The 23,324-nt window shown below is 56.4% G+C and carries 17 protein-coding genes; 13 read left to right on the top strand and 4 right to left on the bottom strand.

Going from position 1 to position 23,324, the window contains the following annotated elements:
* Nucleotides 1-11 precede the first annotated feature (11 nt).
* Nucleotides 12-938: a 2-hydroxyacid dehydrogenase gene (locus tag ACEWZM_RS04210; RefSeq protein ID WP_414007952.1), complete on the top strand. Its 927-nt coding sequence runs from the start codon at nt 12-14 to the stop codon at nt 936-938.
* Between the two features lie 76 nt (nt 939-1,014).
* Here ACEWZM_RS04210 and ACEWZM_RS04205 read toward each other — a convergent pair whose 3' ends face one another.
* Nucleotides 1,015-1,614, bottom strand: coding sequence for a thymidine kinase (locus ACEWZM_RS04205; RefSeq protein WP_414007951.1), 600 nt, complete (start codon nt 1,612-1,614; stop codon nt 1,015-1,017).
* A 377-nt stretch (nt 1,615-1,991) separates the two neighbouring features.
* On the opposite strand from ACEWZM_RS04205, the gene ACEWZM_RS04200 reads away from it, so the two are divergent.
* Together ACEWZM_RS04200 and arsH are read left to right on the top strand one after the other, a co-directional pair.
* Complete coding sequence (locus ACEWZM_RS04200; RefSeq protein ID WP_414005253.1) at nt 1,992-2,453, top strand: hypothetical protein; 462 nt, start codon at nt 1,992-1,994, stop codon at nt 2,451-2,453.
* A gap of 49 nt (nt 2,454-2,502) precedes the next feature.
* On the top strand, nt 2,503-3,204 hold the full coding sequence (arsH, locus tag ACEWZM_RS04195) for an arsenical resistance protein ArsH (protein ID WP_414007950.1): 702 nt from the start codon (nt 2,503-2,505) through the stop codon (nt 3,202-3,204).
* Between the two features lie 88 nt (nt 3,205-3,292).
* Here the strand turns inward: arsH and ACEWZM_RS04190 are convergent, their stop codons facing one another.
* Nucleotides 3,293-4,417: a beta-ketoacyl-ACP synthase III gene (locus ACEWZM_RS04190; protein ID WP_414005252.1), complete on the bottom strand. Its 1,125-nt coding sequence runs from the start codon at nt 4,415-4,417 to the stop codon at nt 3,293-3,295.
* 197 nt (nt 4,418-4,614) lie between these two features.
* Here ACEWZM_RS04190 and ACEWZM_RS04185 point away from each other — a divergent pair, with 197 nt between their 5' ends.
* The 4 genes from ACEWZM_RS04185 (at nt 4,615) to ACEWZM_RS04170 (ending at nt 10,516) form a co-directional block, all read left to right on the top strand.
* Nucleotides 4,615-5,112: a MarR family winged helix-turn-helix transcriptional regulator gene (locus ACEWZM_RS04185; RefSeq protein ID WP_414005251.1), complete on the top strand. Its 498-nt coding sequence runs from the start codon at nt 4,615-4,617 to the stop codon at nt 5,110-5,112.
* A gap of 3 nt (nt 5,113-5,115) precedes the next feature.
* On the top strand, nt 5,116-6,159 hold the full coding sequence (locus ACEWZM_RS04180) for an efflux RND transporter periplasmic adaptor subunit (RefSeq protein ID WP_414005250.1): 1,044 nt from the start codon (nt 5,116-5,118) through the stop codon (nt 6,157-6,159).
* A gap of 11 nt (nt 6,160-6,170) precedes the next feature.
* Nucleotides 6,171-9,215 carry an efflux RND transporter permease subunit gene (locus ACEWZM_RS04175; protein WP_414005249.1) on the top strand — a complete coding sequence of 1,015 codons (3,045 nt, stop codon included), beginning with the start codon at nt 6,171-6,173 and terminating at the stop codon, nt 9,213-9,215.
* A gap of 587 nt (nt 9,216-9,802) precedes the next feature.
* Nucleotides 9,803-10,516, top strand: coding sequence for a trypsin-like serine peptidase (locus ACEWZM_RS04170; RefSeq protein ID WP_414005248.1), 714 nt, complete (start codon nt 9,803-9,805; stop codon nt 10,514-10,516).
* Between the two features lie 125 nt (nt 10,517-10,641).
* Here the strand turns inward: ACEWZM_RS04170 and ACEWZM_RS04165 are convergent, their stop codons facing one another.
* Nucleotides 10,642-11,949: a serine hydroxymethyltransferase gene (locus tag ACEWZM_RS04165; RefSeq protein WP_414005247.1), complete on the bottom strand. Its 1,308-nt coding sequence runs from the start codon at nt 11,947-11,949 to the stop codon at nt 10,642-10,644.
* Between the two features lie 105 nt (nt 11,950-12,054).
* Here ACEWZM_RS04165 and ACEWZM_RS04160 point away from each other — a divergent pair, with 105 nt between their 5' ends.
* On the top strand, nt 12,055-12,966 hold the full coding sequence (locus ACEWZM_RS04160; RefSeq protein WP_414005246.1) for a LysR family transcriptional regulator: 912 nt from the start codon (nt 12,055-12,057) through the stop codon (nt 12,964-12,966).
* 63 nt (nt 12,967-13,029) lie between these two features.
* Here ACEWZM_RS04160 and carB read toward each other — a convergent pair whose 3' ends face one another.
* Nucleotides 13,030-16,389, bottom strand: a complete 3,360-nt coding sequence (carB, locus tag ACEWZM_RS04155; protein WP_414005245.1) for a carbamoyl-phosphate synthase large subunit — start codon at nt 16,387-16,389, stop codon at nt 13,030-13,032.
* A gap of 187 nt (nt 16,390-16,576) precedes the next feature.
* Here carB and ACEWZM_RS04150 point away from each other — a divergent pair, with 187 nt between their 5' ends.
* From ACEWZM_RS04150 to ACEWZM_RS04130, 5 genes are all read left to right on the top strand, one after another.
* Nucleotides 16,577-17,731 carry an aminodeoxychorismate synthase component I gene (locus ACEWZM_RS04150; RefSeq protein ID WP_414005244.1) on the top strand — a complete coding sequence of 385 codons (1,155 nt, stop codon included), beginning with the start codon at nt 16,577-16,579 and terminating at the stop codon, nt 17,729-17,731.
* Nucleotides 17,674-18,327: an aminotransferase class IV family protein gene (locus ACEWZM_RS04145; protein WP_414005243.1), complete on the top strand. Its 654-nt coding sequence runs from the start codon at nt 17,674-17,676 to the stop codon at nt 18,325-18,327. Before ACEWZM_RS04150 ends, ACEWZM_RS04145 begins: the two co-directional genes overlap by 58 nt.
* Nucleotides 18,328-18,574: 247 nt before the next feature.
* Entirely contained in the window at nt 18,575-20,353 is a 1,779-nt protein-coding gene (gene aspS, locus ACEWZM_RS04140; protein ID WP_414005242.1) for an aspartate--tRNA ligase, read from the top strand.
* Between the two features lie 224 nt (nt 20,354-20,577).
* Nucleotides 20,578-21,975, top strand: coding sequence for a DUF1800 domain-containing protein (locus tag ACEWZM_RS04135; protein WP_414005241.1), 1,398 nt, complete (start codon nt 20,578-20,580; stop codon nt 21,973-21,975).
* 22 nt (nt 21,976-21,997) lie between these two features.
* Nucleotides 21,998-23,227: a DUF1501 domain-containing protein gene (locus ACEWZM_RS04130; RefSeq protein WP_414005240.1), complete on the top strand. Its 1,230-nt coding sequence runs from the start codon at nt 21,998-22,000 to the stop codon at nt 23,225-23,227.
* Nucleotides 23,228-23,324 lie beyond the last annotated feature (97 nt).

Raw genomic sequence — 23,324 nt, 5'->3', positions numbered from 1 at the left:
TTACACGTCCGATGACTGCGGCTGTCGAAGCACGGGCACGTGCTGAGTTTGATGCTGAAATCCGTCAGGAGACGACGCCGCTTACGGCCGAGGAGCGTCAGCGTGCGCTGAGTGAATTCGATATCGTCGTACCCACGTTAGGGGATCAGTTCGACGCAGGCAGCTTTGCAGGTGTTCCGGTACCGCGTTGCAAACTGTTGGCCAATTTTGGTGTTGGCTTCAATCATATCGACATCACTGCGGCGAAGGCATCAGGCATTGCGGTTAGCAATACGCCTGGGGCTGTTACCGATGCGACCGCTGATATCGCGATGACGCTTATGCTGATGACAGCGCGACGCGCGGGCGAGGGCGAGCGCCTGGTGCGCTCCGGCCAGTGGCAGGGATGGCATCCGACTCAGATGCTTGGGGTGCATTTGACCGGAAAACATGTTGGTATCGTTGGTTTTGGTCGCATTGGCGAAGCTATCGCCCGGCGTTGCCATTTCGGTTTTGGGATGTCGGTCAGCTATCTTGCACGCAGTGACAAATCCCCGGGCTTCCCGGTAGTACGGGCCGAGAGGCTGATGGCTTTGGCAGCTGCGGTCGACGTGCTGGTTCTGGCTGTTCCAGGCGGAGCTGAGACGCGGCATCTGATTGACAAGGCAGTCTTGGAGGCCATGCGTCCCAGTTCTCTGCTGATCAATATCGCCCGTGGTGAGGTGGTTGATGAAGCCGCTTTGATTGCAGCACTTGAAGCAGGCACGCTCGCAGGCGCTGGCTTGGATGTTTATGAGTTCGAACCAAAGGTGCCGGAAGCGCTGAGCAGCATGGAGCAAGTTACATTGCTGCCGCATCTGGGCACAGCCACAGAAGAGGTGCGCAGCGATATGGGACATCTGGCGTTGGACAATGTTGCGGCTTTCCTCGCGAGGAAACCGCTACTTTCGCCAGTCTGACTTCAACGGGAGCTAAGGGAAACAGAACGGGCAGATATCTGTCCCGTTTAGTCTATTGGCGGTAGGTGAGTTGTGATCAGTCTTTAGGCCCGGTCGGTAGATCGCCAGTGGCCTCGCGCCAATGGCGGCGGCAGAGGGATACATATGTCTCGTTGCCGCCGATCTGTACCTGCTCACCTTCGGTGATTGGCCTGCCGGTTTCATCTTGTCTGATAACCATTGTCGCTTTCTTTCCGCAGTGACAGATGGTGCGCACCTCCCGCATTTCATCGGCCAGTGCCAGCAGCGTGGCCGACCCTGGGAATAAATTACCCTGAAAGTCGACACGAAGACCGTAGCACAGCACGGGCACCCGCAAATCATCTACCACTCGAGCCAGATCCCAAACCTGGTCGGGTGACAGAAACTGCGCCTCATCGACAAAAATGCTGGCGACAGCGCCTTTCTCCAGACGGTCGGACACCTTTCCGAACAGATCTTCACCGGGCCGAAACATATCAGCCTCAGCACCGATCCCGATGCGCGAGGCGATCCGTCCCTGACCGGCTCGGTCATCCAGTGAAGCGGTCAGTAAATAGGTATCCATATTGTTCTCGCGGTAGTTGTGCGAGGCTTGCAAGAGCACCGTCGATTTGCCGGCATTCATGGTGGAGTAATGAAAATAAAGCTTGGCCATGGCGCTGATGTAGCCGCTGTCTGGTACGGAGGAAACGGTTTTTTTTAAACCTTTCACCGGGTGCGCCTGTATGTTTGCACTGACAGTAGAAGCACCCTGCACGCCGATGTGGGTTCGAGACGAAACAACCCGAGAAACGAACCACAATACATCTGCGGCAGGGCGCAAACAGGACGAAAATTGCCCTCCAGCGAAGACACACGCAACACGCCCTCGCCCCTCAGCGTATTCTCTGGTCTTTCGACTAGGTTCAGCGCTGTAAGTCCCTTAAAACCTTAGGGATAGAAATAGCTTCACATTTCCTTTAAGTGTCGTGAATGGGAAATTAACTCGTTTCTTCCCCAGTGGGACAGCGGTCATATGCAGGTATATTTTATATGGCAGACATAGGTACTTATCTAAAAAAGCACACCGAGGCTCTGGTCAAGGATGTGGGGATCGAGGCAGCCTGCCAGATCACGGGGAAATCTAAGGCAACACTTGGGCGGTATTATTCTGATAATGCCGAGCACACTGATCGCTTCATGCCTGTCGACGCCGTCGCCAAGCTGGAAGCTGCGGCCTCCTTTCCTCATGTGACGTCGGGTCTGGCAGACCTTAAGAACATTACGCTGTCGTACTGCGAACCAAGTGCGGCATCGGAGGCCCGTAATGGCGGGGTCAATGCAGATGTGATCGCCTTGAGCCAACGCTTTGCTACCTTGATGAGCGAATATCAGGAGGCCATGGCTGATGGGATCATCACCATCAATGAAGCCAAACGGCTGTTGCGCGAAACCGTGATGCTGCAGCAAGTGCTTCTGGATATGAAGCTGCATCTGGAAGAAGAAAGTGGCTGAGATATCGGCGGCTGGCCCGTCCGGGCCTGAAGAAGCGAATGCTAACAAGTTGCCAGCGCTCGTCGCGGAGGCTTTGCCAAAGATCGATGGGACGGGGTTGAAGGCGGCGGAGGATCCCCAGCATCCGCCGCGCATACTGCTGCTCTATGGGTCGCTACGCGAGGTCAGTTATTCGCGCAAAGCGGCTGAAGAGGCGGCTCGTATCCTTCGCAACTTGGGTTGCGAAACGCGGGTCTTTGATCCAAGTGGACTGCCCTTGCCAGATGACGTGGGATCCCAGAGTCACCCGAAGGTGATTGAATTACGCGATCTTGTCGTTTGGAGCGAAGGCATGGTCTGGTCCAGCCCCGAACGCCACGGCGCTATGACTGGTATCATGAAGACCCAGATCGACTGGCTGCCGTTGTCGCTAAAAGGCGGGATTCGACCCACCCAAGGAAAGACGCTGGCCGTAATGCAGGTTTCCGGAGGGTCACAGTCGTTCAATGCGGTCAATCAATTGCGCATTCTCGGTCGTTGGATGCGAATGATCACCATCCCGAACCAATCCTCGATTCCAAAGGCATGGCTGGAGTTTACGGATGATGGTCGTTTGCCCGACGGTCCATTCTACCGTCGCGTTGTGGATGTGATGGAAGAACTGGTGAAATTCACTTGGCTAACCCGCGGTCGAAAGGACTATTTGGTCGACCGTTACTCTGAGCGAGTAGAGAGCGCCGAGGCTGTGCATCAGCGGGTATCACAGAAATAGTCTGCGATGTTTCTTGGAGAAATTGTAAAAATGGCCCACCAAGAACGGCCGGCCATTTTTGGACTTGGTTGCTGGGCTATCGAGGCGCTCAGGAAACGCGCCGCAGGATGACGGACCCCACGGAGTATCCGGCCCCGAATGAGCAGATTAGCCCAAGATCGCCCTGGGACAGATCTATCGAGTATTTTGAGAATGCGATGATGGAACCAGCCGAAGAAGTATTGGCGTAGTCCTGCAAAATATTGGGCTGTTCTCCGGTTTCGGGCGTGCGCCCCAGAACCTTTTTGCCAATGAAATCATTCATTGTTTTGTTTGCCTGATGCAACCAGAGCCTTTTCAGATCAGTATTGGCGATACCCTCAGCCTCCATATGGTCGGCGATGTGCTGGCTGACCATAGGTAGAACTTCTTTGAATACTTTACGTCCATTTTGCATGAACTGCATGTCGCGGCGATCCTCGACACCATCGGGGCGGGAGCGGCGCAGATAGCCATTATTGTTACGGATGTTATTGGAGAAGCTGGTGGCGCAACGTGTCGACAAAACTTCGAAATGAGGCCCGGCTGCATCGTCACTGCGTTCAATAAGTGTAGCTGTTGCGACATCACCAAAGATGAAATGGCAATCGCGATCACGCCATTCCAGATGGCCGGAACAAATCTCAGGGTTAACCACCAATGCAGAGCGAATGGAGCCCGAGCGGACCATATCCGCAGCGGCCTGAATCCCAAAGGTGGCAGAGGAGCATGCGACATTCATGTCAAAAGCAAAGCCCTTGATGCCAAGCAGGTCCTGAATTTCGATCGCCAGCGCAGGGTAGGCACGTTCCATGTTGGAGGCGGCACAGATCACGGCATCCACGTCGGCGGCGGTCTTACCTGCCTGGGCTAGCGCTGTCTTGGCGGCATCCAGTGCCATCTCCGCCATTATGGAGGGCTCGTCGTCGCTGCGCTGCCGCAGCAATGGGTGCATTACCGCCGGATCCAGAACCCCGGTTTTGTCCATCACATAGCGCTGTTCAATCCCGGATGCTTTTAGGATGAATTCCTCCGAGGAATGGGCCAATGGCTCCATCTCTCCAGCGGCAATCGCTTCGGTATTTTCAGCGTTTATCTTGTCAGCGTAGGCGTTGAACGCCACCACCAACTCGGCATTGGTGATCGTCTGTGACGGGGTAAAGACGCCCGTACCGGTGATGGCGGGTGTATACATGGCCTGAACCTTCGGGTGAGTTTTCAAAGTGGCGCATATCTGGGCATCTTACCCCTGTCAGGTCAAGGGTAGCCCCGGTTTCGAGCGTTAGGACGGCCCTTACGTCAACCAATCTTGGAGAGTCAGAGAGGAAAAAAACCTTTCCTTGCTTGAATGGTTCGAAATTTGAAGTATATGCGCACCCAAGGTGGTGCGCTATGATTCGAGAGACCGATATTGGTGACAGTAGGGCGGAAGTCGACAATCTCAGCGGGATGCGTCCTGAGGTCTGTGCGATGCTGGGTGTTTTTGCGCTCTATTGGCGCATCGATGCCTGTATCGAGGATACTGTTAATTTGCCGGATCTGAGCCGTATAGAATGCCATGTTCTGGCACGTCTCAGAAACCCTTGCCGTATGGGTGAATTGGCCCGCATGTTGCAGACCGTACCTTCGTCGGTGACCACGGCTGCAGATCGGCTGGAGGCGCAAGGATTGATCCAGCGCAGTCGCGATCCGCAGGATCGACGGGCTTGGCTCTTGTCGTTGACACCGGAAGGTACTGCTAAGAGAGACCAACTGGTTGAAGCGATGTCAGGGCTTTTCCGTCGCATATCCGGTCTGAGCAAAGATGAAATCCAGCACTTTGCCACCCTGTCGGCCAAAATTCATGACAATGTACTACGAGCGGACTCGAATCCGCTTCGGAAGGAGTGACTTATGCAGCTGAGTTCAAAAGTACTGGCTGGAATTGCCTCGCTTGTTTTGGGTGCTACGCCCACCTTTGCGCAGGATATTCTGAAGCCGGTTAAACTGATGGAAACCCAATCAGGGACCAAGCCGATCCACCGTGAATTCTACGGTCAGGTCGCAGCTAAGGAAACGGTTGATCTGGCATTTCAGGTTGGGGGGCAGGTCGTGACGTTCCCGGTCGCCGAAGGGTCAATCGTGCCCAAAGGATCCCTGATCGCGGAGCTGGATCTTGAGCCCTTCGAGTTGAAGCTCGGCCAGGCCCAGCTGCAAAAAGAACAGGCAGACCGTACTGTCGCCCGTTTGGAAAAATTGACTGGCACCGTCAGCCAAGTGTCCATTGATGATGCCGAGACACAGTCCGGACTGACCACAATCGCTTTGCGCGATGCGGATTATGCGCTGGAGCATGCGACGCTGAGCGCGCCTTTCGATGCCTTGGTTTCCAGCCGTGAGGTGGCGCTGTTCAGCACTGTCAGTGCTGGTGCCCCGATTGTACGTTTGCATGACATGTCTGAGCTGCATATTAAGGTCGATGTACCCGAGGTGCTGTTCCAGCAGGGCGAAGACAGCAATGCGATGACGATCACCGCAAAGTTCCCGGGCAGCGCAAATAAGTATCCACTGGAAATTCTTGAGTTCGATGCAGAAGCCAGCAGTGTTGGTCAGACGTACCGCGTGACCCTTCGCCTCGACCCGCCAAAGGATCGTCAGATCTTTCCTGGGGCCTCAACCACTGTTCGGGTGACTGTGGAGACAGGATTATCGGCGATTGTTGTGCCGACCACCGCCATTGTTCCTTCCTCCAGTGGCGATACCGGCGTGATGCTGTTTTCGGCCAAAGGCGCTGATGAAGGCGCTGTTAGCTGGACCAAGGTTGAAACTGCTACCACCGACAGTGGTGAGATCGAGATTGTTTCAGGACTTGAGGGCGGAGAAGAGATCGTCTTGACCGGTGGCAGCGCGTTGACCGATGGAGAGGCCGTACGCCGCTTCACCGGCTTCACCAACTAAGGACGGATCTCATGGATATTGCACGCGGGTCGATCAATCGACCGCTATATACGTGGATCATCATGCTTACTGCTCTGTTTGGCGGTATCTGGGGTTTTTTGAACCTCGGGCGGCTTGAAGATCCGGCCTTTACTATCAAACAGGCGGTTGTCATCACTCAATATCCGGGCGCCAGCGCGGAACAGGTGGCGCTGGAAGTCTCCGAGCCACTGGAATCGGCAATCCAAAAGATGGGAGAGGTGAAGCAGATCACCTCTACGAACCAGCCGGGACGGTCGCGCATCGATGTTGAGATGCAGGACACTTTTGACGGAACCGAACTGCCAGGGCTTTGGACCAAACTGCGCAGCGAAGTTGAGGATGCAGCACGCAATCTTCCAGACGGCGTCACAATGCCAATTGTGAATGATGGGTTTGGCGATGTTTTTGGTGTCTTCTATGCCGTGACTGCAGAAGGCTACACAGACGCTGAACGACACGAACTGGCGACTTTTCTGCGCCGCGAACTCCTTGCAGTGGATGGTGTGGCAGATGTCGAGATCGCGGGCCTACCGGAGGAAGCGATCTTTGTTGAGCCAAAGATGGCCATCACGGTTAATCAGAATATCCCACTCAATGCCATAGCCAACGCACTGGCCACGGCCAACTCTGTCCGCGCCGCAGGCAGCATAGAGAACAGCCCCGTAAAGACCCGGCTTAGCGCGCCAGAAGGCTCCGATTCTGTCACTGAGATTGCAGGTCTCACGATTGGTTCCCAAGGCGAGGTGATCAATGTCATCGACATGGCGGATGTCTTTCGCGGCCGTACTGATGATCCCTCTCAGATCATCCGATTTGACGGTGTCGAAGCGTTCACCATGGGTATTGCGGGTTTGGCGACCGAGAACATTGTCGAGGTCGGTCAGCGTGTTGATGAACGCCTGGCAGAGCTGGACAGCCAGATCCCATATGGCGTCGAACTAAAGCCGATCTACCAACAGCACGTCGTTGTTGATGAGGCGTCCAACGATTTCCTCGTGAATCTGGCGATGTCTGTCAGCATCGTTGTTATTGTCCTTGCGATTTTCATGGGGTGGCGTGCGGCCGTTGTCGTTGGCACCACGCTGTTGCTGACCGTGGTTGGCACACTGATGTTTATGAATTTTTTCTCCATCGAGATGGAACGGATCTCCCTCGGGGCTTTGATCATTGCGATGGGGATGCTGGTCGACAACGCCATCGTGGTTGCCGAGGGTATGCAGATCGCAATGGCGCGCGGGCGCACATCGCGTGAGGGCGCCCATGAGGCTGCTGCCAAGACGCAGATACCGCTCTTGGGGGCGACGGTGATTGGCATTATGGCCTTTGCCGGTATTGGCCTTAGCCCGGACTCTACGGGTGAGTTCATGTTCTCACTCTTTGCGGTGATCGGTATCTCGCTTTTGCTGAGCTGGTTACTGGCGCTGACCGCGACGCCGCTACTGGGTCACTACTTCTTTAAGCAAGGATCAGGCGACGACCACGATGCTTACTCGGGATTGTTGTTCCGCGGTTATGGGAAGATACTTCGTCTGTCACTCAAGCTGCGTTGGCTCGTTGTTCCGGGCCTGCTGGTTGTGACCGTACTTTGCTTCATCGGCTTTGGTCAGGTGAAGCAGCAGTTCTTCCCGAACTCCAACACGCCATTGTTCTTTGTGCATTACAAACTGCCGCAGGGTACATCGATTGAAACCACTTCAGAGCACATGCGCGTCTTTGAGGAGTGGTTGGCCACGCGTGAAGAGGTCGAGACAGTTGTGACATTTGTCGGGCAAGGCGCCACGCGCTTTATGCTCACATATGATTCCGAAGATCCCAATCCCAGCTATGGGCATCTGATTATCCGGGCTGCCAGCCTGGAACAGATTCCGGCAGTGCAGGCCGATCTGGAAGTCTTTGGGCAAGGCCGGTTCCCAGAGGGCGAATTCCGTACCAAACGGTTGGTCTTTGGTCCCGGGGGGGGGGCGCCGATTGAGGTGCGCTTTGCGGGGCCTGATCCGAAGGTGCTCCGTGGACTGGGCGAGGAAGCCATGCAGCGCCTGCACAGCGCTACGCCCGATATTCTGAGTGTACGTCAGGACTGGCGCGAGCAAGAGGTCACGCTGAAGCCGATATACGCGACGGATCGTGCTCAGACGGCGGGTGTCACCCGCGACTCAATCGCGGATGCGTTGCAGTTCTCGACCGATGGTTTGCGGGCCGGCGTCTTCCGCGATCGTGAACGCTTGATCCCTATCATTATTCGCCGCGCCGATGAGGGTGAATACAACATGATGGATCAGCTCGTCTTCTCAGAGGCAGCGGGTAAATTCGTCCCACTGGAACAGATGATCGATGGCGTTGATGTGAACGTGGAAAATACGCTTGTGCATCGTCGCGATCGGGTACCCACATTGACCGTCGGGGCGGATATTCCTGCGGATCTCACCGCCGCCAGCGTATTTGTGCAGGTCAAGGACAGTATCGAAGAGATGCAGTTACCGCCGGGCTATGTGATGGAATGGGGTGGCGAGCATGAAAACTCCGCCGATGCCAACGCCAGTTTGGGTAAACAGCTGCCGGTGACCATCCTGATAATGGTGTTGATTTCTGTGCTGCTGTTCAATGCAATCCGGCAACCAATCATCATTTGGCTTCTGGTGCCAATGTCTGTGAATGGTGTTGTGATCGGTCTGTTGGGCACAGGCATGCCCTTTACCTTCACTGCGCTTCTGGGCCTGCTCAGCCTCTCTGGCATGCTGATCAAGAATGGCATCGTGCTGGTTGAGGAAATCGATCTGGTCCGTGCCGAGGGCAAGCCCTTGCGCGATGCCATCGTCGAGGCTTCTGTCTCACGTTTGCGCCCGGTGATGCTCGCAGCAGTGACAACTATCCTCGGTATGGCGCCATTGCTGACCGATGCGTTCTTTGTGTCGATGGCGGTCACAATTATGGGGGGGCTGGCCTTCGCTACCGTTTTGACTTTGGTGGCGGCTCCGGTGTTCTACCTGATCTTCTTTGGTCGTGACGAAAAACGAGAACTGGCCGCGAGCGCCTGATCGCAATCCCCGATATCGTTAGAAAAGCCCCGGTTGTGAAACCGGGGCTTTTATTTTGTCTGGGTTTTGTATTCCCGCATAGGGCGTGTTCGAACGCCTGCTCAATGCAGGTCTTTCACGCCTATTCTAAGGTTTCGAGACTAGTGAGTAACGCGTTCGGCACGCCAGATTTACAGCTGAAAGGCACGCAAAGTACCCCTGACGCCAGTTAAGATATGGCTGCTCGAATACGTAGATAGGATTCGCCTCATTTGCGAATTCACGGACCCAATCCCGCCTCAATTCCCACGATTCGTTTCCAAACATCGGCGTTAAACCAACAGGCACAGGGGAAATCTCATCGAATTCCTTGCTGGAAAAATGACAATTTTTCAGATATTTGAGTGAATTTTTCCTAAAAATGTTTAGAAAGGTTAAGGAAAATATAGAGCTGAGGCAGATCGATGGCGGTAGAAATCTCTGACATTAACTGAACGTTAATCACGTCACATTCTGCCCGTGTTTCTGACAGCTCCGTACAGCTCTAAGCCGCATTCCAGCCTCAGCCGACCCCGATGATGGCGATGTGGGAAAATTTGGAGTGGACCATGAGACACTTTATTCGGCTTATCGCCGCGGCCTTTGTCGCAAGTACAACCCTTAGCGTATCTGCAGAGGCGCAATCGGCTGGAGTCAGAGCTATTCAGGGATGGGAGGCGGTGGGACGCCTTAACATCGCTGGGCGCAATATGTGTACGGGCAGTCTGATCGCCCCAAACCTTGTGCTGACCGCTGCGCACTGCCTTTACAATCCGCAGACTGGGCAGGCGGTAAATCCGCGCAACATCAAATTCGAAGCGGGTTTAAATGGTCGACGAGCCAAAGCCTCACGCCGGGTGGTCAAGGCTGTGATCCATCCCGGTTACCGCCACAAATGGTCCAGTCGCAGCGAAGCGGGTAGCGATATTGCGGTTTTGCGTCTGAACCGTCCCATTTCAGGGAGTCAGATCCGTCCCTTTGTGCTGGCGGCTGCGCCAACTCCGGGAGAGAGCGTAGATGTGCTGTCTTATACCGTGAACCATGCGAGCCGCCCGGCGCGGGAAAGAGACTGTCGAATATTATCAACCAGAAGCGAAACGCTGGTGACATCCTGCAGAGCTGACTACGGTGCGTCGGGTTCACCTGTATTGCAAATGCGCCCCGGGCATTCACCGATGCTGGTCTCTGTGATTTCGGCGAAGGCTCAGATGGGGCGAAAACGGGTATCACTGGCGACTACTTTTGACAGATCCTTGCGGGCACTCATGCGCCGCGCGGGCTGAAACAGGCCCGCCTAGCCTCCACTCTGTTTCTCACAAATGTATGTGTAGGGGCGGGTAGGGTCCAACCAACGAAAAACCCCGGTGGATGTGCACCGGGGTTTTTCGTTAGTTGGTATGATATAGTATCAGTGCACGTAGTGGAGCCTATTAAAGCTACTACGCCATTTTGAGACTTCTCCCAGCACTGGCTCACCGCGCAGGGCTGCCGCGATCAACTTAGCCAACCGTGGGGCGTCCTCTACTGTCATTCCCCAGCGTACCAGTTCGGGTGTTCCTATGCGTAGCCCGTTCATATCTCTGTCAACCGATGGCACCGGTAGGCCGATGCCACAGGCCAGAAGCCCGTTCTGCCGAAGCAGTTTCGATGCCGCCTGTCCGCCGCCATAAGGCGCTGCCAGCAGGGCAAACTGGTGCGATGTGGTAATACCCTCTGCTGTCTTGAAAAGCGGGACACCTTCGTCCTCCAGCGCGCTTGCAAGGGCCTGTGCCAGGGCAATCATGTCTGCCGCATAAGCACGACCAAAATCACGCCAATCCAGCAGGGTGACAGCAAGGGCGGCGGATTTCGCGACGTCAAAATTGGCTGTCATGCCGGGAAACGCAATACTATCCAACGTTTTGGCGATATCAGCATCATTGGTGACGATCAGACCACCCGCGGGGCCGCCAAGGCTTTTGTAGGTGCTCATGGTCATGAAATGTGCACCTTCGACCAGTGGGTCTGACCAGGCTTTACCGGCAATAATGCCGCATTGATGGGCAGCGTCGAACATCACCTTGGCACCGATTTCATCTGCAATGGCCCGCACCCCGGCGACGGGATGTTCAAACAGATTGAGGCTGCCGCCAATAGTGATCAACGTGGGGTGTTCTTTCCGCGCCAGCTGACGTAGCGCGACCAGGTCGACGGTATAGCCATCCGCCAGAACCGGCGCATCAATGCAACGTAGGCCATAAAGCCCCGCACAGCCCGCACCGTGATGTGTTACATGCCCACCGATAGCGGCGGGCGGCGCTATGATGGTGTCACCCGGCTGGCAGGTCGCCATAAAGCCGTAGAGATTGGCCAGCGCGCCGGAGGGCACCCGAATTTCTGCGAATTCCGCGTTAAAGATCTCACAAGCAAGCTGGGCTGCAATGACCTCGATCTCTTCGATGGCTTCCAGCCCCATTTCGTATTTATCCCCTGGGTGACCCAGCGAAGGACGCGAGCCTAGCCCAGATGCCAAAAGCGCTTCGGCTTTGGGGTTCATCACATTGGTGGCCGGGTTGAGGTTAAAGCACTCTTCTTCATGAATGACGCGGTTCTTGTCTGCCAGTGCATTGATATGGGCCAGCAGTGTATCGGAACTTGCGGCGGGGGTGGCTTGGGTGATGTCTGAGATACGTGTGGCGCTGACGTCAGTAAGCCAGCTGCGCGAGGCTTGGGTCATTTTATCCTCCATGTCTGGGCATCACCCTGCGCCAACAGTGCGTGACCGGGCAAATCAGATTTGCTATTCTTTGGCTTAGTAAAACTAAGCCTAGGAAATGTTGTCATGGCCGTAGCACCACTACGCCCCAAGGGGCCGCCGCTGAATGCAATGCGCGCGTTTGAAGCTGCCGCGCGTCTACAGAGCTTTGTTGCCGCTGCGGATGAGCTTGGTGTGACACCTGGCGCAGTATCTCAGCAGGTAAAAGCGCTCGAGGAATGGGCCGATACGCCGCTATTTCGGCGGAACCCGCAAGGCGTGGCACTGACGGTTGCAGGGCAGGCGCTGTTGCCGACCTTTGAGGCGGCCTTCGATGCGCTCGGGGCGGCGACACAAGCGCTCAGATCTCTACACCCGGTTAGAGAACTTCACATTGCGGCGCTCCCCTCCATTGCACAACTGTGGTTGCCCCGCCGACTTGAGCGTCTGCGTCAAGCACTGCCAGATTTGAAAATCTCGGTCACGGCGATGGAGATGCCGCCAAATCTTAACAGAGAGCTATTTGATTTTGCTCTGTTCTTCACTGCGCCAGGGGATTGCCCTTCAGGGGCAAAGGTTTTGCAAGGGGACCGGATCTTTCCGGTTTGTACGCCAATGATTGCCGAGGCGCTGGATCTGCCAGAACGACTGTCGGACTGCGTGTTGCTACAGGATCAAACATGGGTCGACGACTGGCTACATTGGGCTAGCGAGACTGGTGTTGCGCTGGAAAATCCAGTTAGCGGCCCGCGTTATTCGCTCTACAGTCTCGCCTTGCAGGAAGCGATGTCTGGTGCCGGTATCCTTATGGGGCATGAGGCGTTGGTTGCAGATGCGCTTAAGCAGGGCAGTCTGGTTTGCCCTTTCAGAGAGCTGAATGTGGATACGGGACGCCAATTGACGCTGACGCAGCCTCCACGGGCCCGCCGCTGCCCGGATCACGATGTCATTGTTGGGCTTCTTCAACAGGGGCCGATAGGCAGTGCAGCGGATAACTGAAAAGGCCCCGGACTTGCGCCGGGGCCTTTTCAGTTAATCGGTCTGTTTGCGAACGAAGGCTGATCAGCCCTGCAGGCTTTTCACTTCAACGTCGCCTTCCGCTTGTGCCTTTATGGCGCGGGCAGCGGCATTGGCCCCAGCTGCGGTCGTGAAATACGGGATCTTATCGTAAAGAGCGACAGAGCGCATATCCTTACTGTCCTGCACAGCCTGCGCGCCTTCGGTGGTGTTCATCAGCAGTTGAACGTTGCCGTCCTTCAGCATGTCCACCACGTGCGGGCGGCCTTCATAGACCTTATTTACCAGCTCACAAGGAACGTCGTGCTCGTCCAACCAGGTCTGGGTGCCGCGTGTGGCGACCAGAGTGAAACCCTGTTCGATCAGGATGTTTGCCGCATCCAACATGAGCGTACCCTTGTCAGCATCCTTGATCGAGATAAACGCACGGCCTTCGGAAGGGAGTACCATACCAGCACCCATCTGAGCCTTGAGGAAGGCGCGGGCAAAGCTGCGATCCCAGCCCATGACTTCGCCGGTGGAGCGCATCTCTGGGCCCAGCAATGTATCGACGCCGGGGAAGCGGGCGAAGGGCAGCACTGCTTCTTTGACCGAGAACCAGGGCATGTCAGGGTCGGCCAAGGTCATTGGATCTGCCATTGGCACATTAACGTCATAGCCTGCGTCCGGCTCATACGGCGCTCGTTTGGGGAAGGCTGACAGTGGCTCGCCGGCCATGACGCGCGCGGCGATCGACGCAATGGCTGAGTCTGTGGATTTCGCCACAAAAGGTACTGTGCGCGAGGCACGTGGGTTTACCTCGATCAAGTAGATTACTTCGTTGCCATCGGCGTCAGGTTTGACTGCGAACTGGATGTTCATCAAACCAACAACATTTAGCGCCTTTGCCAATGCGTTTGTCTGCGTCTTGACCTCAGCGATCACCTCTTTGGACAGAGAGTAAGGGGGCAGCGAACAAGCACTGTCACCAGAGTGCACACCGGCTTCTTCGATGTGCTGCATGATTCCTGCCACATGCACCTCGATGCCATCGCAGATTGCATCTACATCCAGCTCCACCGCGCCTGAGAGATAGCTGTCCAGCAGCACAGGGCTATCGCCGGAAACCACTACAGCCTCGGCGATGTAGCGGCGTAGCTGATCCATATCGCGCACGATTTCCATGGCACGCCCGCCCAGAACATATGAGGGGCGGATCACCAGCGGAAAGCCGATCTCTTCTGCAATTTCAAGCGCCTGCGCGTCTGTGGAGGCAATGCCATTGTGCGGCTGTTTCAGGCCCAATTGGTTGACCAGCGCCTGAAAACGCTCACGGTCCTCAGCAAGATCAATCGCGTCAGGTGAAGTGCCAAGGATCGGAATACCTTCCTCTTCCAGCGCGTTGGCGAGCTTCAGCGGGGTTTGACCACCGAATTGCACGATAACACCATGCAGGGTTCCGTTTTCCAGCTCTTTGGTTAGGATTTCCATCACATGTTCAAAGGTCAGCGGCTCAAAATACAACCGGTCAGACGTGTCATAGTCGGTAGACACGGTTTCTGGGTTGCAGTTGATCATGATGGTTTCATAGCCTGCGTCTGTCAGAGCAAAACAGGCGTGGCAGCAGCAGTAATCGAACTCGATACCTTGACCGATCCGATTGGGACCACCGCCCAGAATGACGACCTTTTTACGGTCGCTTGGACGGGCTTCGCATTCGACATCTCCAAAGGCCGGTGCCTCATAGGTGGAGTACATATAAGGCGTCTGCGCCTCAAACTCGGCCGCGCAGGTATCGATCCGCTTGAACACAGCATTGACGCCCAGACCGCGGCGGGTGCGACGCACATCGTTCTCGCTTCGATCGGTCAGCAAGCCAAGGCGGGCGTCGGTAAAGCCCAGCATCTTAATTGCGCGCAGGCCATGCGCGTCTTGCGGCAGACCTTCGGCGCGGATCTTTGCTTCAGCTTCAACAATTTCACGGATGCGGGCCAGGAACCAGGGGTCGAATTTGGTAACCGCATGGATCTCATCATCCGTAAGTCCGTGCCGCATCGCTTGAGCAATGGTACGCATCCGGTCCGGGGTCTGCTGGCTGATAGCCTTAATTACCGCAGCCTTGCCGTCGGTTTCATCTTCGGCACCGGGGATGACTACTTCGTCAAAGCCGGTAAGACCGGTTTCCATCGATGCCAGCGCCTTTTGCAAGGATTCGTGGATGGTGCGGCCAATGGCCATCGTCTCGCCCACAGATTTCATCGCGGTGGTCAGATACGGTTCGGAGCCTGCGAATTTCTCAAAAGCAAAGCGCGGGATCTTGGTGACAACATAGTCGATTGTCGGTTCAAACGACGCCGGGGTGACACCGGTAATGTCGTTGTCTAGCTCGTCCAAGGTAAAGCCTACAGCCAGTTTCGCAGCGATCTTTGCAATCGGGAAGCCCGTTGCCTTCGACGCCAGAGCGGATGACCGGCTAACGCGTGGGTTCATTTCGATCACAATCATACGACCGTCGGCAGGGTTTACAGCCCACTGAACATTGGATCCGCCCGTTTCCACGCCGATTTCGCGCAGGACAGCAATCGAGGCCGAGCGCATCATCTGGTATTCTTTATCCGACAGAGTAAGCGCAGGTGCCACGGTAATCGAATCGCCTGTGTGGACGCCCATCGGGTCAATGTTCTCAATTGAGCAGACGATAATCGCATTGTCAGCGGTGTCGCGCACCACCTCCATCTCGTATTCTTTCCAGCCCAGAAGGCTCTCGTCGACGAGGATCTGATTGACCGGTGAGGCGTCCATACCAGAGCGGCAGAAATGGATGTAGTCCTCACGATTGTACGCGACGCCGCCGCCGGTCCCGCCAAGGGTAAATGCCGGGCGGATGATCGCGGGCAAGCCGATGTCTTCCAGCTCGTCCAGTGCCATCTGAACACCTGCGTCCAGATCGGCGTTGCCGTTGTCTTTCTTGGGGGCAGTGATGATTGTGGCGCGGGGGTTTTCCAGCCCCAACCTATCCATCGCTTCGCGGAACAGCTTGCGGTCTTCTGCCATTTCAATGGCTTCGCGCTTGGCTCCGATCATTTCGACGTCGTATTTTGCCAGCACGCCCATCTCTTCCAGGGCCAGTGCCGTGTTCAATCCGGTCTGCCCACCCATGGTAGGCAGCAGGGCATCGGGACGTTCCTTTTCGATAATCTTGGCCACTACTTCGGGTGTGATCGGTTCGATATAGGTCGCGTCGGCCAGGCCTGGATCAGTCATGATGGTCGCTGGGTTGGAGTTCACCAGAATGACCCGGTAACCCTCTTCACGAAGTGCCTTACAGGCCTGCGCGCCCGAGTAGTCGAATTCGCAAGCTTGGCCAATAATAATCGGCCCCGCACCAATGATCATGATCGATTGGATATCGGTTCTTTTGGGCATGGCCTGGATCCTTTGATGTGCGCGAGTCATGGGCACCCCCGTGCGCCCAAATTGTCCTGCGTTATAGGGACCGCGCAGAAAGGTTCAAGGGGGATCGGAAACCGAATTGGAAATGCCGCATCTATCTCTTTTGTTCGCATAGCGAACGGATATATGTGGAGAGGTCGTAACGACGGAGCAGGCAGACGTGCGGATTCGCTTTGATCAGGGGCCGATGGGGCCCAGCACATATTTTGAAAACCCATTGCGGGTGATCCGCGCGGATGGGCCGGAAGAGGTGCCTACAGCGCTTGTAGCGCTGGATGCTGCCCGCGCCGCAGGGCATTGGCTGGCGGGATACGCTACGTATGAACTGGGCTATGCGCTGGAGCCAAAGCTGGCGCGCAGGATGCCCGACATACGTCGCCTGCCATTGATCTGCTTTGGAGTTTACGCCGGCCCGAATCCTCAAGCCGCCGAAACGAACACCAGGCCGCTAGCGGAAAACGAAGCTGGCCTTGAGGGGATTAAGCCGCGCTGGACGTATGAGCGCTACGCTCAGGCCTTCGCAGAGGTAAACCGCAATATCGGCAAGGGTGATATCTACCAGGCCAATCTGACCTTTCCGATTTCAGCAGACGCCTATGGTACCGCGGAAGAATTATACGCCGCTCTCCAGGACAGGCAGACCGTTGGACATGGGGTTCTTGTTGAACAGGATGGTCTGCCTGACCTATTGTCGCGCTCGCCCGAGTTGTTTTTTCGCACCGATTCTGACGGCGATATCGAAACTCGCCCGATGAAAGGCACTCAGCCCCGCAGCTCTGACCCGGTAGAGGATGCCCGCCGTCGCGATTTCCTGCGTCAGGACGAGAAGAACCGCGCCGAAAACCTGATGATTGTGGATTTATTGCGCAATGACATCTCTCGTGTGGCGCAGATCGGGTCGGTTCATGTGCCGGACCTGTTTGCGGTCGAAAGCTATGCGACCTTGCATCAAATGGTTTCCACAGTCCGGGCGAAACTGCGCCCTGATGCCGGATTGGCCGAGATCTTTGCCGCCTTGTTTCCCTGCGGATCGATTACCGGTGCGCCCAAAATCCGCTCGATGGAAATCCTTGCCGATCTGGAGCCTTGGGCGCGCGATATCTATTGCGGCACCATCGGATGGGCAGCACCGGATGGCGCATCGGAATTCAATGTCGCAATCCGCACCTTGATGCTGGAAGACGGCCGCGCGACGCTCAACGTTGGCGGTGGTGTTGTCTGGGACAGCACCGCAGACTCGGAATATGAGGAAGCCCTATGGAAAGCCCGATTTGCTCAGGTAACGCCCTCCAGAACGATCCCGCTTTCCGCCTGATCGAGACTCTGGGCTGGCATCCGGGGGAAGGGTTCCGGCATCAGAAGCAGCACCTTGCCCGAATGGAGCGCAGCGCGGCGGAGTTTGGCATTGCCGTTGATCCAAATCAGATAAGGCGCATTCTGGAGAAGGTCGCGGGGGATAGGCCACTTCGCTGCCGCCTAACATTGGATGTGGGTGGCCAGGCGGAGTTGACACAAACACCGCTGGCGGGAAACCCAAGCGAGTGGCGGCTGGGAATAGCTGATACAAGATTGGATGCCTCAGACGTTTGGCTAAGGCACAAAACCACCCGGCGAGCCCTTTATGACCAAGCGCGTGCCACTATGTCCGCTGACCTAGATGAACTGCTGTTCCTGAACGGACGCGCCGAACTGTGCGAGGGAACGATCACGAATATATTTGTTTCTCGTACTGGCGGCGAGTTGGTTACGCCGCCGCTATCCTCGGGCTTGCTACCCGGTGTACTTCGGCAGGTGATGCTGGATCAGGGAAATTGCAGTGAGGCAGTCCTAAACCTGCAAGATCTACGGGAAGCCCGGGCCATCTATATGGGTAACTCCCTGCGTGGGTTGATCCCGACGCGGCTTGTCTGAGACAGGCTATCTTTGCCTTTCAGGGGCGCTCTTATGGCGGCAGGGATTTGGCTTGGCATAGAGAGAAGGGGCTTGAACTCGCGTGGATGGGTCAGAAACGGTCAGTTGAGGTGGGAAAGCACCCAGTTTGCTTGACAACCGCGCCGCAACCTAGTGTACCACCCCGGACGAATTCCGCGCCGTTCTGGCGCATCTCTCGAATGACGGCCCGCCCGGACATGAGACCGGTATAACGAAAGGTCACCCCATGCACGACTATCGCAGCCACACCTGCGCCGAACTGAACAAATCCAACGTCGGTGATACCGTCCGCTTGTCGGGCTGGGTACACCGTGTTCGCGATCACGGCGGCCTTCTCTTTATCGACCTGCGCGACCACTATGGCGTTACTCAGGTCATGGCAGATCCGGATAGCCCTGTTTTCGCTGATATTGAGAAAGTTCGCTCTGAGTGGTGCATCCGTATTGATGGCAACGTCAAGGCCCGTGACGAAAGCCTAGTGAACAGCAAAATCCCGACAGGTGAAATCGAAGTTTTCATCCGTGATATCGAAGTGCTGGGCAAATCCGAAGAACTTCCACTGATGGTATTCGGCGAGCAGGAGTACCCGGAAGAAACCCGTCTGCGCTATCGCTACCTCGACCTGCGTCGCGAAAAGATGCAGAAGAACATGCTGCTGCGCTCCAACATGGTTCAATCGATCCGCCGCCGCATGTGGGACAAGGGGTTCAATGAATATCAAACCCCGATCATTACGGCGTCGAGCCCCGAAGGTGCGCGCGACTTCCTGGTGCCATCGCGTCTGCACCCTGGCAAATTCTACGCGCTACCGCAGGCTCCACAGCAGTTTAAACAGCTGATGATGGTCTCGGGCTTTGACAAGTATTTCCAGATCGCGCCGTGCTTCCGCGATGAAGACCCGCGCGCCGACCGCTCGCCAACCGATTTCTATCAGCTTGACCTGGAGATGTCCTTTGTCACTCAGCAGGATGTTTTCGACACCATCCAGCCGGTGATGCAGGGCGTGTTTGAGGAATTCGGCGGTGGCCGCAAGGTTGATAGCGAATGGCCGCAAATCTCCTACAAGGATGCAGCCAAATGGTACGGCACGGACAAGCCGGATCTGCGAAATCCGATTAAGATGCAGGATTGTTCCGAGCATTTCCGCGGTTCTGGATTTGCTATCTTTGCCAACCTGTTGGAAAATGACGGCACCGAAATCCGTGCAATCCCAGCGCCCACAGGCGGCAGTCGCAAGTTCTGCGATCGGATGAATAAGTTCGCTCAGGCCGAAGGTCTGCCGGGCATGGGTTATATTTTCTGGCGTGATCAGGGCGAAGGCTTGGAAGCCGCAGGTCCGCTGGCCAAAAATATCGGCCCAGAACGCACCGAAGCAATCCGCCAACAACTTGGCCTTGATGTGGGCGATGCGGCCTTCTTCCTCGGCGGCAAGCCGAAGGCGTTCGAAAGCGTTGCAGGCAAAGCCCGCACTGTGATTGGCGACGAGCTGGGTCTGACCGACAATGACCGCTTTGCCTTTTGCTGGATCGTGGATTTCCCGATCTACGAGAAAGACGAAGAAACCGGCAAGATCGACTTCGAGCACAACCCTTTCTCGATGCCGCAGGGTGGGATGGACGCGCTTCTGGAAGATCCGCTCGCGGTCAAAGGCTACCAGTACGATTTGGCCTGCAACGGCTACGAACTGGTTTCGGGTGCGATCCGGAACCACAAGCCTGAAATCATGTTTAAAGCGTTTGAAATCGCGGGCTACGGTAAGGATGAGGTCGAAAAGCGGTTTGGCGGTATGGTCAATGCTTTCCAATACGGCGCCCCCCCGCATGGCGGTTGCGCAGCAGGTATCGACCGTATGGTAATGCTGCTGGCGGACGAAGCAAACATCCGCGAAGTTATCATGTTCCCGATGAACCAACGCGCTGAAGATTTGATGATGTCTGCCCCATCCGAGCCGCTGAGCGATCAGCTGATGGAGCTTGGCCTGCGTGTGATCCCGCGGGATCAATAAGCACAGCAACTATTTTGCAAAAGGCCCGGGCAATTGTCCGGGCCTTTTTTGCATCCGCAGGTACGCTGGTGTTTATTTGATCCTCCATTGAGGTTGTGCGAAATCTGTTGGGCCTACGGTGGGAGGAAGCGGAGATCTGCGTATCACGGGAAATTCCGCTGTGGATCGGCGCTGCGATGCTTTAACCTGCAGATGCGGTGGCAGCACAGCGAAGAAGGAGAGCGATGCGCTTTGATCCGGAATTGGCAGAGATCCGCTTTGGCTGTGGTCTCTCCCCGCTCCATGTCCCTCCCTCTGACGCAGAGATGCTCCTAGCGGGGCTACGTGCGCCAGACGTGTCCGCACGGGATTGGCCTATCCCGGGCTTTGAGGGCGCATTGGCAGATGCGCGTGCCTATTCCTCGGCCCGCCGTGCCCGCAAACATGCCATCGATACCTCGCTTTTTGAGGCGCGAGACAAGGATCTGAAGCAGCATCGCGCCCTTATGCGAGATCATCAGGCGCTTTGGTTTACCCGTCGGTTGCTGCGCTGCGTAACAACTCCCCATGGTTTTCGTGAGCGGCTTACCTTGTTTTGGGCGGATCATTTTACCGCGCAGGGCAAAATTGCAGCCTTCCGCTACGCGGCGACCCCCTATGTGGAAACCTCTATCAGGCCAAATATTGCGGGGCGGTTTGAGGATCTGTTGATCGCGGCCGTAATAAGCCCTCTTATGTTGCACTATTTGGATCAACACCGGTCAACCGGCCCAAACAGTCGCCGTGCGAAACGAGTGGCACGGCGTCAGGATCGTCAGGTGGGGCTGAATGAAAACCTCGCCCGCGAGGTGTTGGAACTCCATACGCTGGGGGTCGACGGACCGTATACGCAAGCGGATGTGCGCCAATTGGCGGAGCTGTTCACGGGGATGATTTATGATATCAAAACCGGCTTCAAATTCGCCCCCGGATGGGCGGAACCGGGTGGGGAGACCGTGCTGGGTCAAGACTATGGCGTCGAGACGACGGGGTTAGACGCGATCACACAAGCGCTGCGTGATTTCGCGCGGCACCCCGCTACGGCCCAGCATCTGGCCCATAAACTGGCCGTTCATTTCACAGGCGACACACCGGACCCTGCACTGGTCGCGCATCTTGCGGCGCGCTACTGGGACAGTTCTGGTGATCTGATTGAGGTTTACACCGCCCTGTTGGAGCACCCGGCCGCGTGGCAACCTAACTTGGATAATGTCAAACCGCCCTTTGCCTATCTGGCGTCCGCATGTCGCGCGTTGGCAGTGCCGCCAGAAGCTCTGACCCAGCTCACTCGTCCCCAGGTCAACCGGTTCTTCTTACGCCCTATGCAGCGCATGGGCCAGCGCTGGGAGTCTTCCAACGGGCCTGATGGTTGGAGCGAGACGGATGGCGACTGGATCACCCCGCAAGCGTTGGCAGAACGGCTGCGTTGGTGCATGACGGTGCCTGCTCACATACTTCCACAAATGCCAGCGCCGCTGAATGCACTTAAGAGCGCGCTTGGCGGTCTGACCACAGCACAGCTGCGTTTTGTTGCGACAGCTGCCGAAACTGAGCGGGAGGGGGTCGGGCTGATACTTGCCTCGCCTGCTTTTCAGCGCCGTTGAAACCCTTGAGAAGGAGATCTAGATGATCAGGACGTCGTCGACCGGAGCAGGTGTTCTGTCCAGACGCGGCTTTCTCGCCCGCTCAGGGTTGATTGGCTGTTCGCTGGCCGCAAGCCCATTGCTAACGCCCGTTAGTTTTGCTGCAGCGCCATGGGATACCCGGTTGGTAGTGATCATTCTGCGCGGGGGTATGGATGCGATCGACGTGGTCCAACCTTATGGTGACCCCGCTTATGAGGACCTCAGACCCAGGCTGCTCGGGGGGCCGCAGAACGGCGCGCTGGATCTTGATGGGTATTTCTCCCTGCATCCGGCTCTGGCCCCGTTGATGCCCTTGTGGCGCGCGGAGCAACTCGGGTTTATCCACGCGGTTTCAACTCCATACCGTAACAAGCGCAGTCATTTCGATGGGCAGGACCTATTGGAAGCCGGTACCCCGGGGTTGCACCAACGCCGGGATGGTTGGCTGAACCGCCTGCTGCAAGTCACACCCGGCGTAGAGGCGCGTACGGCCTTCGCCATTGGACAAGGGGAAATGAAACTGTTGCAGGGAACAGCTCCGGTTTCCGACTGGTCACCTGATGCCGAGATCACACTCAGCCCGCAGGCAGAACGTTTGGCAGGGCTGATGATGGAGCAGGATCCCATGTTTCATACGGCTCTAACAGAGGCACTGGATCTGGCCCGTGCCGCCGGAGATTATGCCGGAGGGCAGAGCGATGGGGAGAAGAAACAAGATCGAGGTCGAAAAAAGCCGCATCAACGGATTGCGAGTTATGCGGCGCAGCAGCTGCGCGGCGACAGCCGGATTGCGGCCTTTTCTATTAATGGTTGGGACACTCATAACCGTCAGGCAGGCGCATTGTCGCGGGCATTGCGCCGACTGTCTGACACCATTCTTACACTAAAAGCGGATCTGACGGCTGACATCTGGGGCAAGACCGCGGTTGTGGCGATGACGGAATTTGGCCGCACAGTACGTGAAAACGGAACCGGGGGGACGGATCATGGGACTGGTGGCGCAATGGTGCTGGCTGGAGGAGCAATTCGGGGAGGTAGGGTGCACGGGCGATGGCCAAGCCTGGATGAGGCCGCGCTTTATGACCGTCGTGATCTGATGCCTACCGGGGATGTGCGGGCGCATATGGGTTGGATCATGCGCGGCATGATCGGTACCGATACCCAGAAAATCGCGGATGTGATTTTCCCCGGCGTGCAACTTGGCACGGATCCAGGTTTGCTACAGGGCTAGCTGATGTGAGCCGCATTGACCGGTTCTTGTTAGCTGTCGCCGGGATCAAGGATGACCAGAGACCCCACGCTGTGGTCGCGATTACGACGTATTTCTC

This window comes from Phaeobacter cretensis (assembly GCF_047372505.1).
Lineage (GTDB): Bacteria > Pseudomonadota > Alphaproteobacteria > Rhodobacterales > Rhodobacteraceae > Phaeobacter > Phaeobacter cretensis.
Note: the sequence above shows the minus strand (reverse complement) of the source record. Positions and strands in the feature narration are given on the sequence as shown.

Excerpts from the sequence above, each read along its gene's own strand:
- ACEWZM_RS04210 (WP_414007952.1), top strand. The coding sequence starts at position 12 with ATGACTGCGGCTGTCGAAGCACGGGCACGTGCTGAGTTTGATGCTGAA.
- ACEWZM_RS04205 (WP_414007951.1), bottom strand. The coding sequence starts at position 1,614 with ATGGCCAAGCTTTATTTTCATTACTCCACCATGAATGCCGGCAAATCG.
- ACEWZM_RS04200 (WP_414005253.1), top strand. The coding sequence starts at position 1,992 with ATGGCAGACATAGGTACTTATCTAAAAAAGCACACCGAGGCTCTGGTC.
- ACEWZM_RS04190 (WP_414005252.1), bottom strand. The coding sequence starts at position 4,417 with ATGTATACACCCGCCATCACCGGTACGGGCGTCTTTACCCCGTCACAG.
- ACEWZM_RS04185 (WP_414005251.1), top strand. The coding sequence starts at position 4,615 with ATGATTCGAGAGACCGATATTGGTGACAGTAGGGCGGAAGTCGACAAT.
- ACEWZM_RS04180 (WP_414005250.1), top strand. The coding sequence starts at position 5,116 with ATGCAGCTGAGTTCAAAAGTACTGGCTGGAATTGCCTCGCTTGTTTTG.
- ACEWZM_RS04175 (WP_414005249.1), top strand. The coding sequence starts at position 6,171 with ATGGATATTGCACGCGGGTCGATCAATCGACCGCTATATACGTGGATC.
- ACEWZM_RS04170 (WP_414005248.1), top strand. The coding sequence starts at position 9,803 with ATGAGACACTTTATTCGGCTTATCGCCGCGGCCTTTGTCGCAAGTACA.
- ACEWZM_RS04165 (WP_414005247.1), bottom strand. The coding sequence starts at position 11,949 with ATGACCCAAGCCTCGCGCAGCTGGCTTACTGACGTCAGCGCCACACGT.
- ACEWZM_RS04160 (WP_414005246.1), top strand. The coding sequence starts at position 12,055 with ATGGCCGTAGCACCACTACGCCCCAAGGGGCCGCCGCTGAATGCAATG.
- carB (WP_414005245.1), bottom strand. The coding sequence starts at position 16,389 with ATGCCCAAAAGAACCGATATCCAATCGATCATGATCATTGGTGCGGGG.
- ACEWZM_RS04145 (WP_414005243.1), top strand. The coding sequence starts at position 17,674 with ATGGAAAGCCCGATTTGCTCAGGTAACGCCCTCCAGAACGATCCCGCT.
- aspS (WP_414005242.1), top strand. The coding sequence starts at position 18,575 with ATGCACGACTATCGCAGCCACACCTGCGCCGAACTGAACAAATCCAAC.
- ACEWZM_RS04135 (WP_414005241.1), top strand. The coding sequence starts at position 20,578 with ATGCGCTTTGATCCGGAATTGGCAGAGATCCGCTTTGGCTGTGGTCTC.
- ACEWZM_RS04130 (WP_414005240.1), top strand. The coding sequence starts at position 21,998 with ATGATCAGGACGTCGTCGACCGGAGCAGGTGTTCTGTCCAGACGCGGC.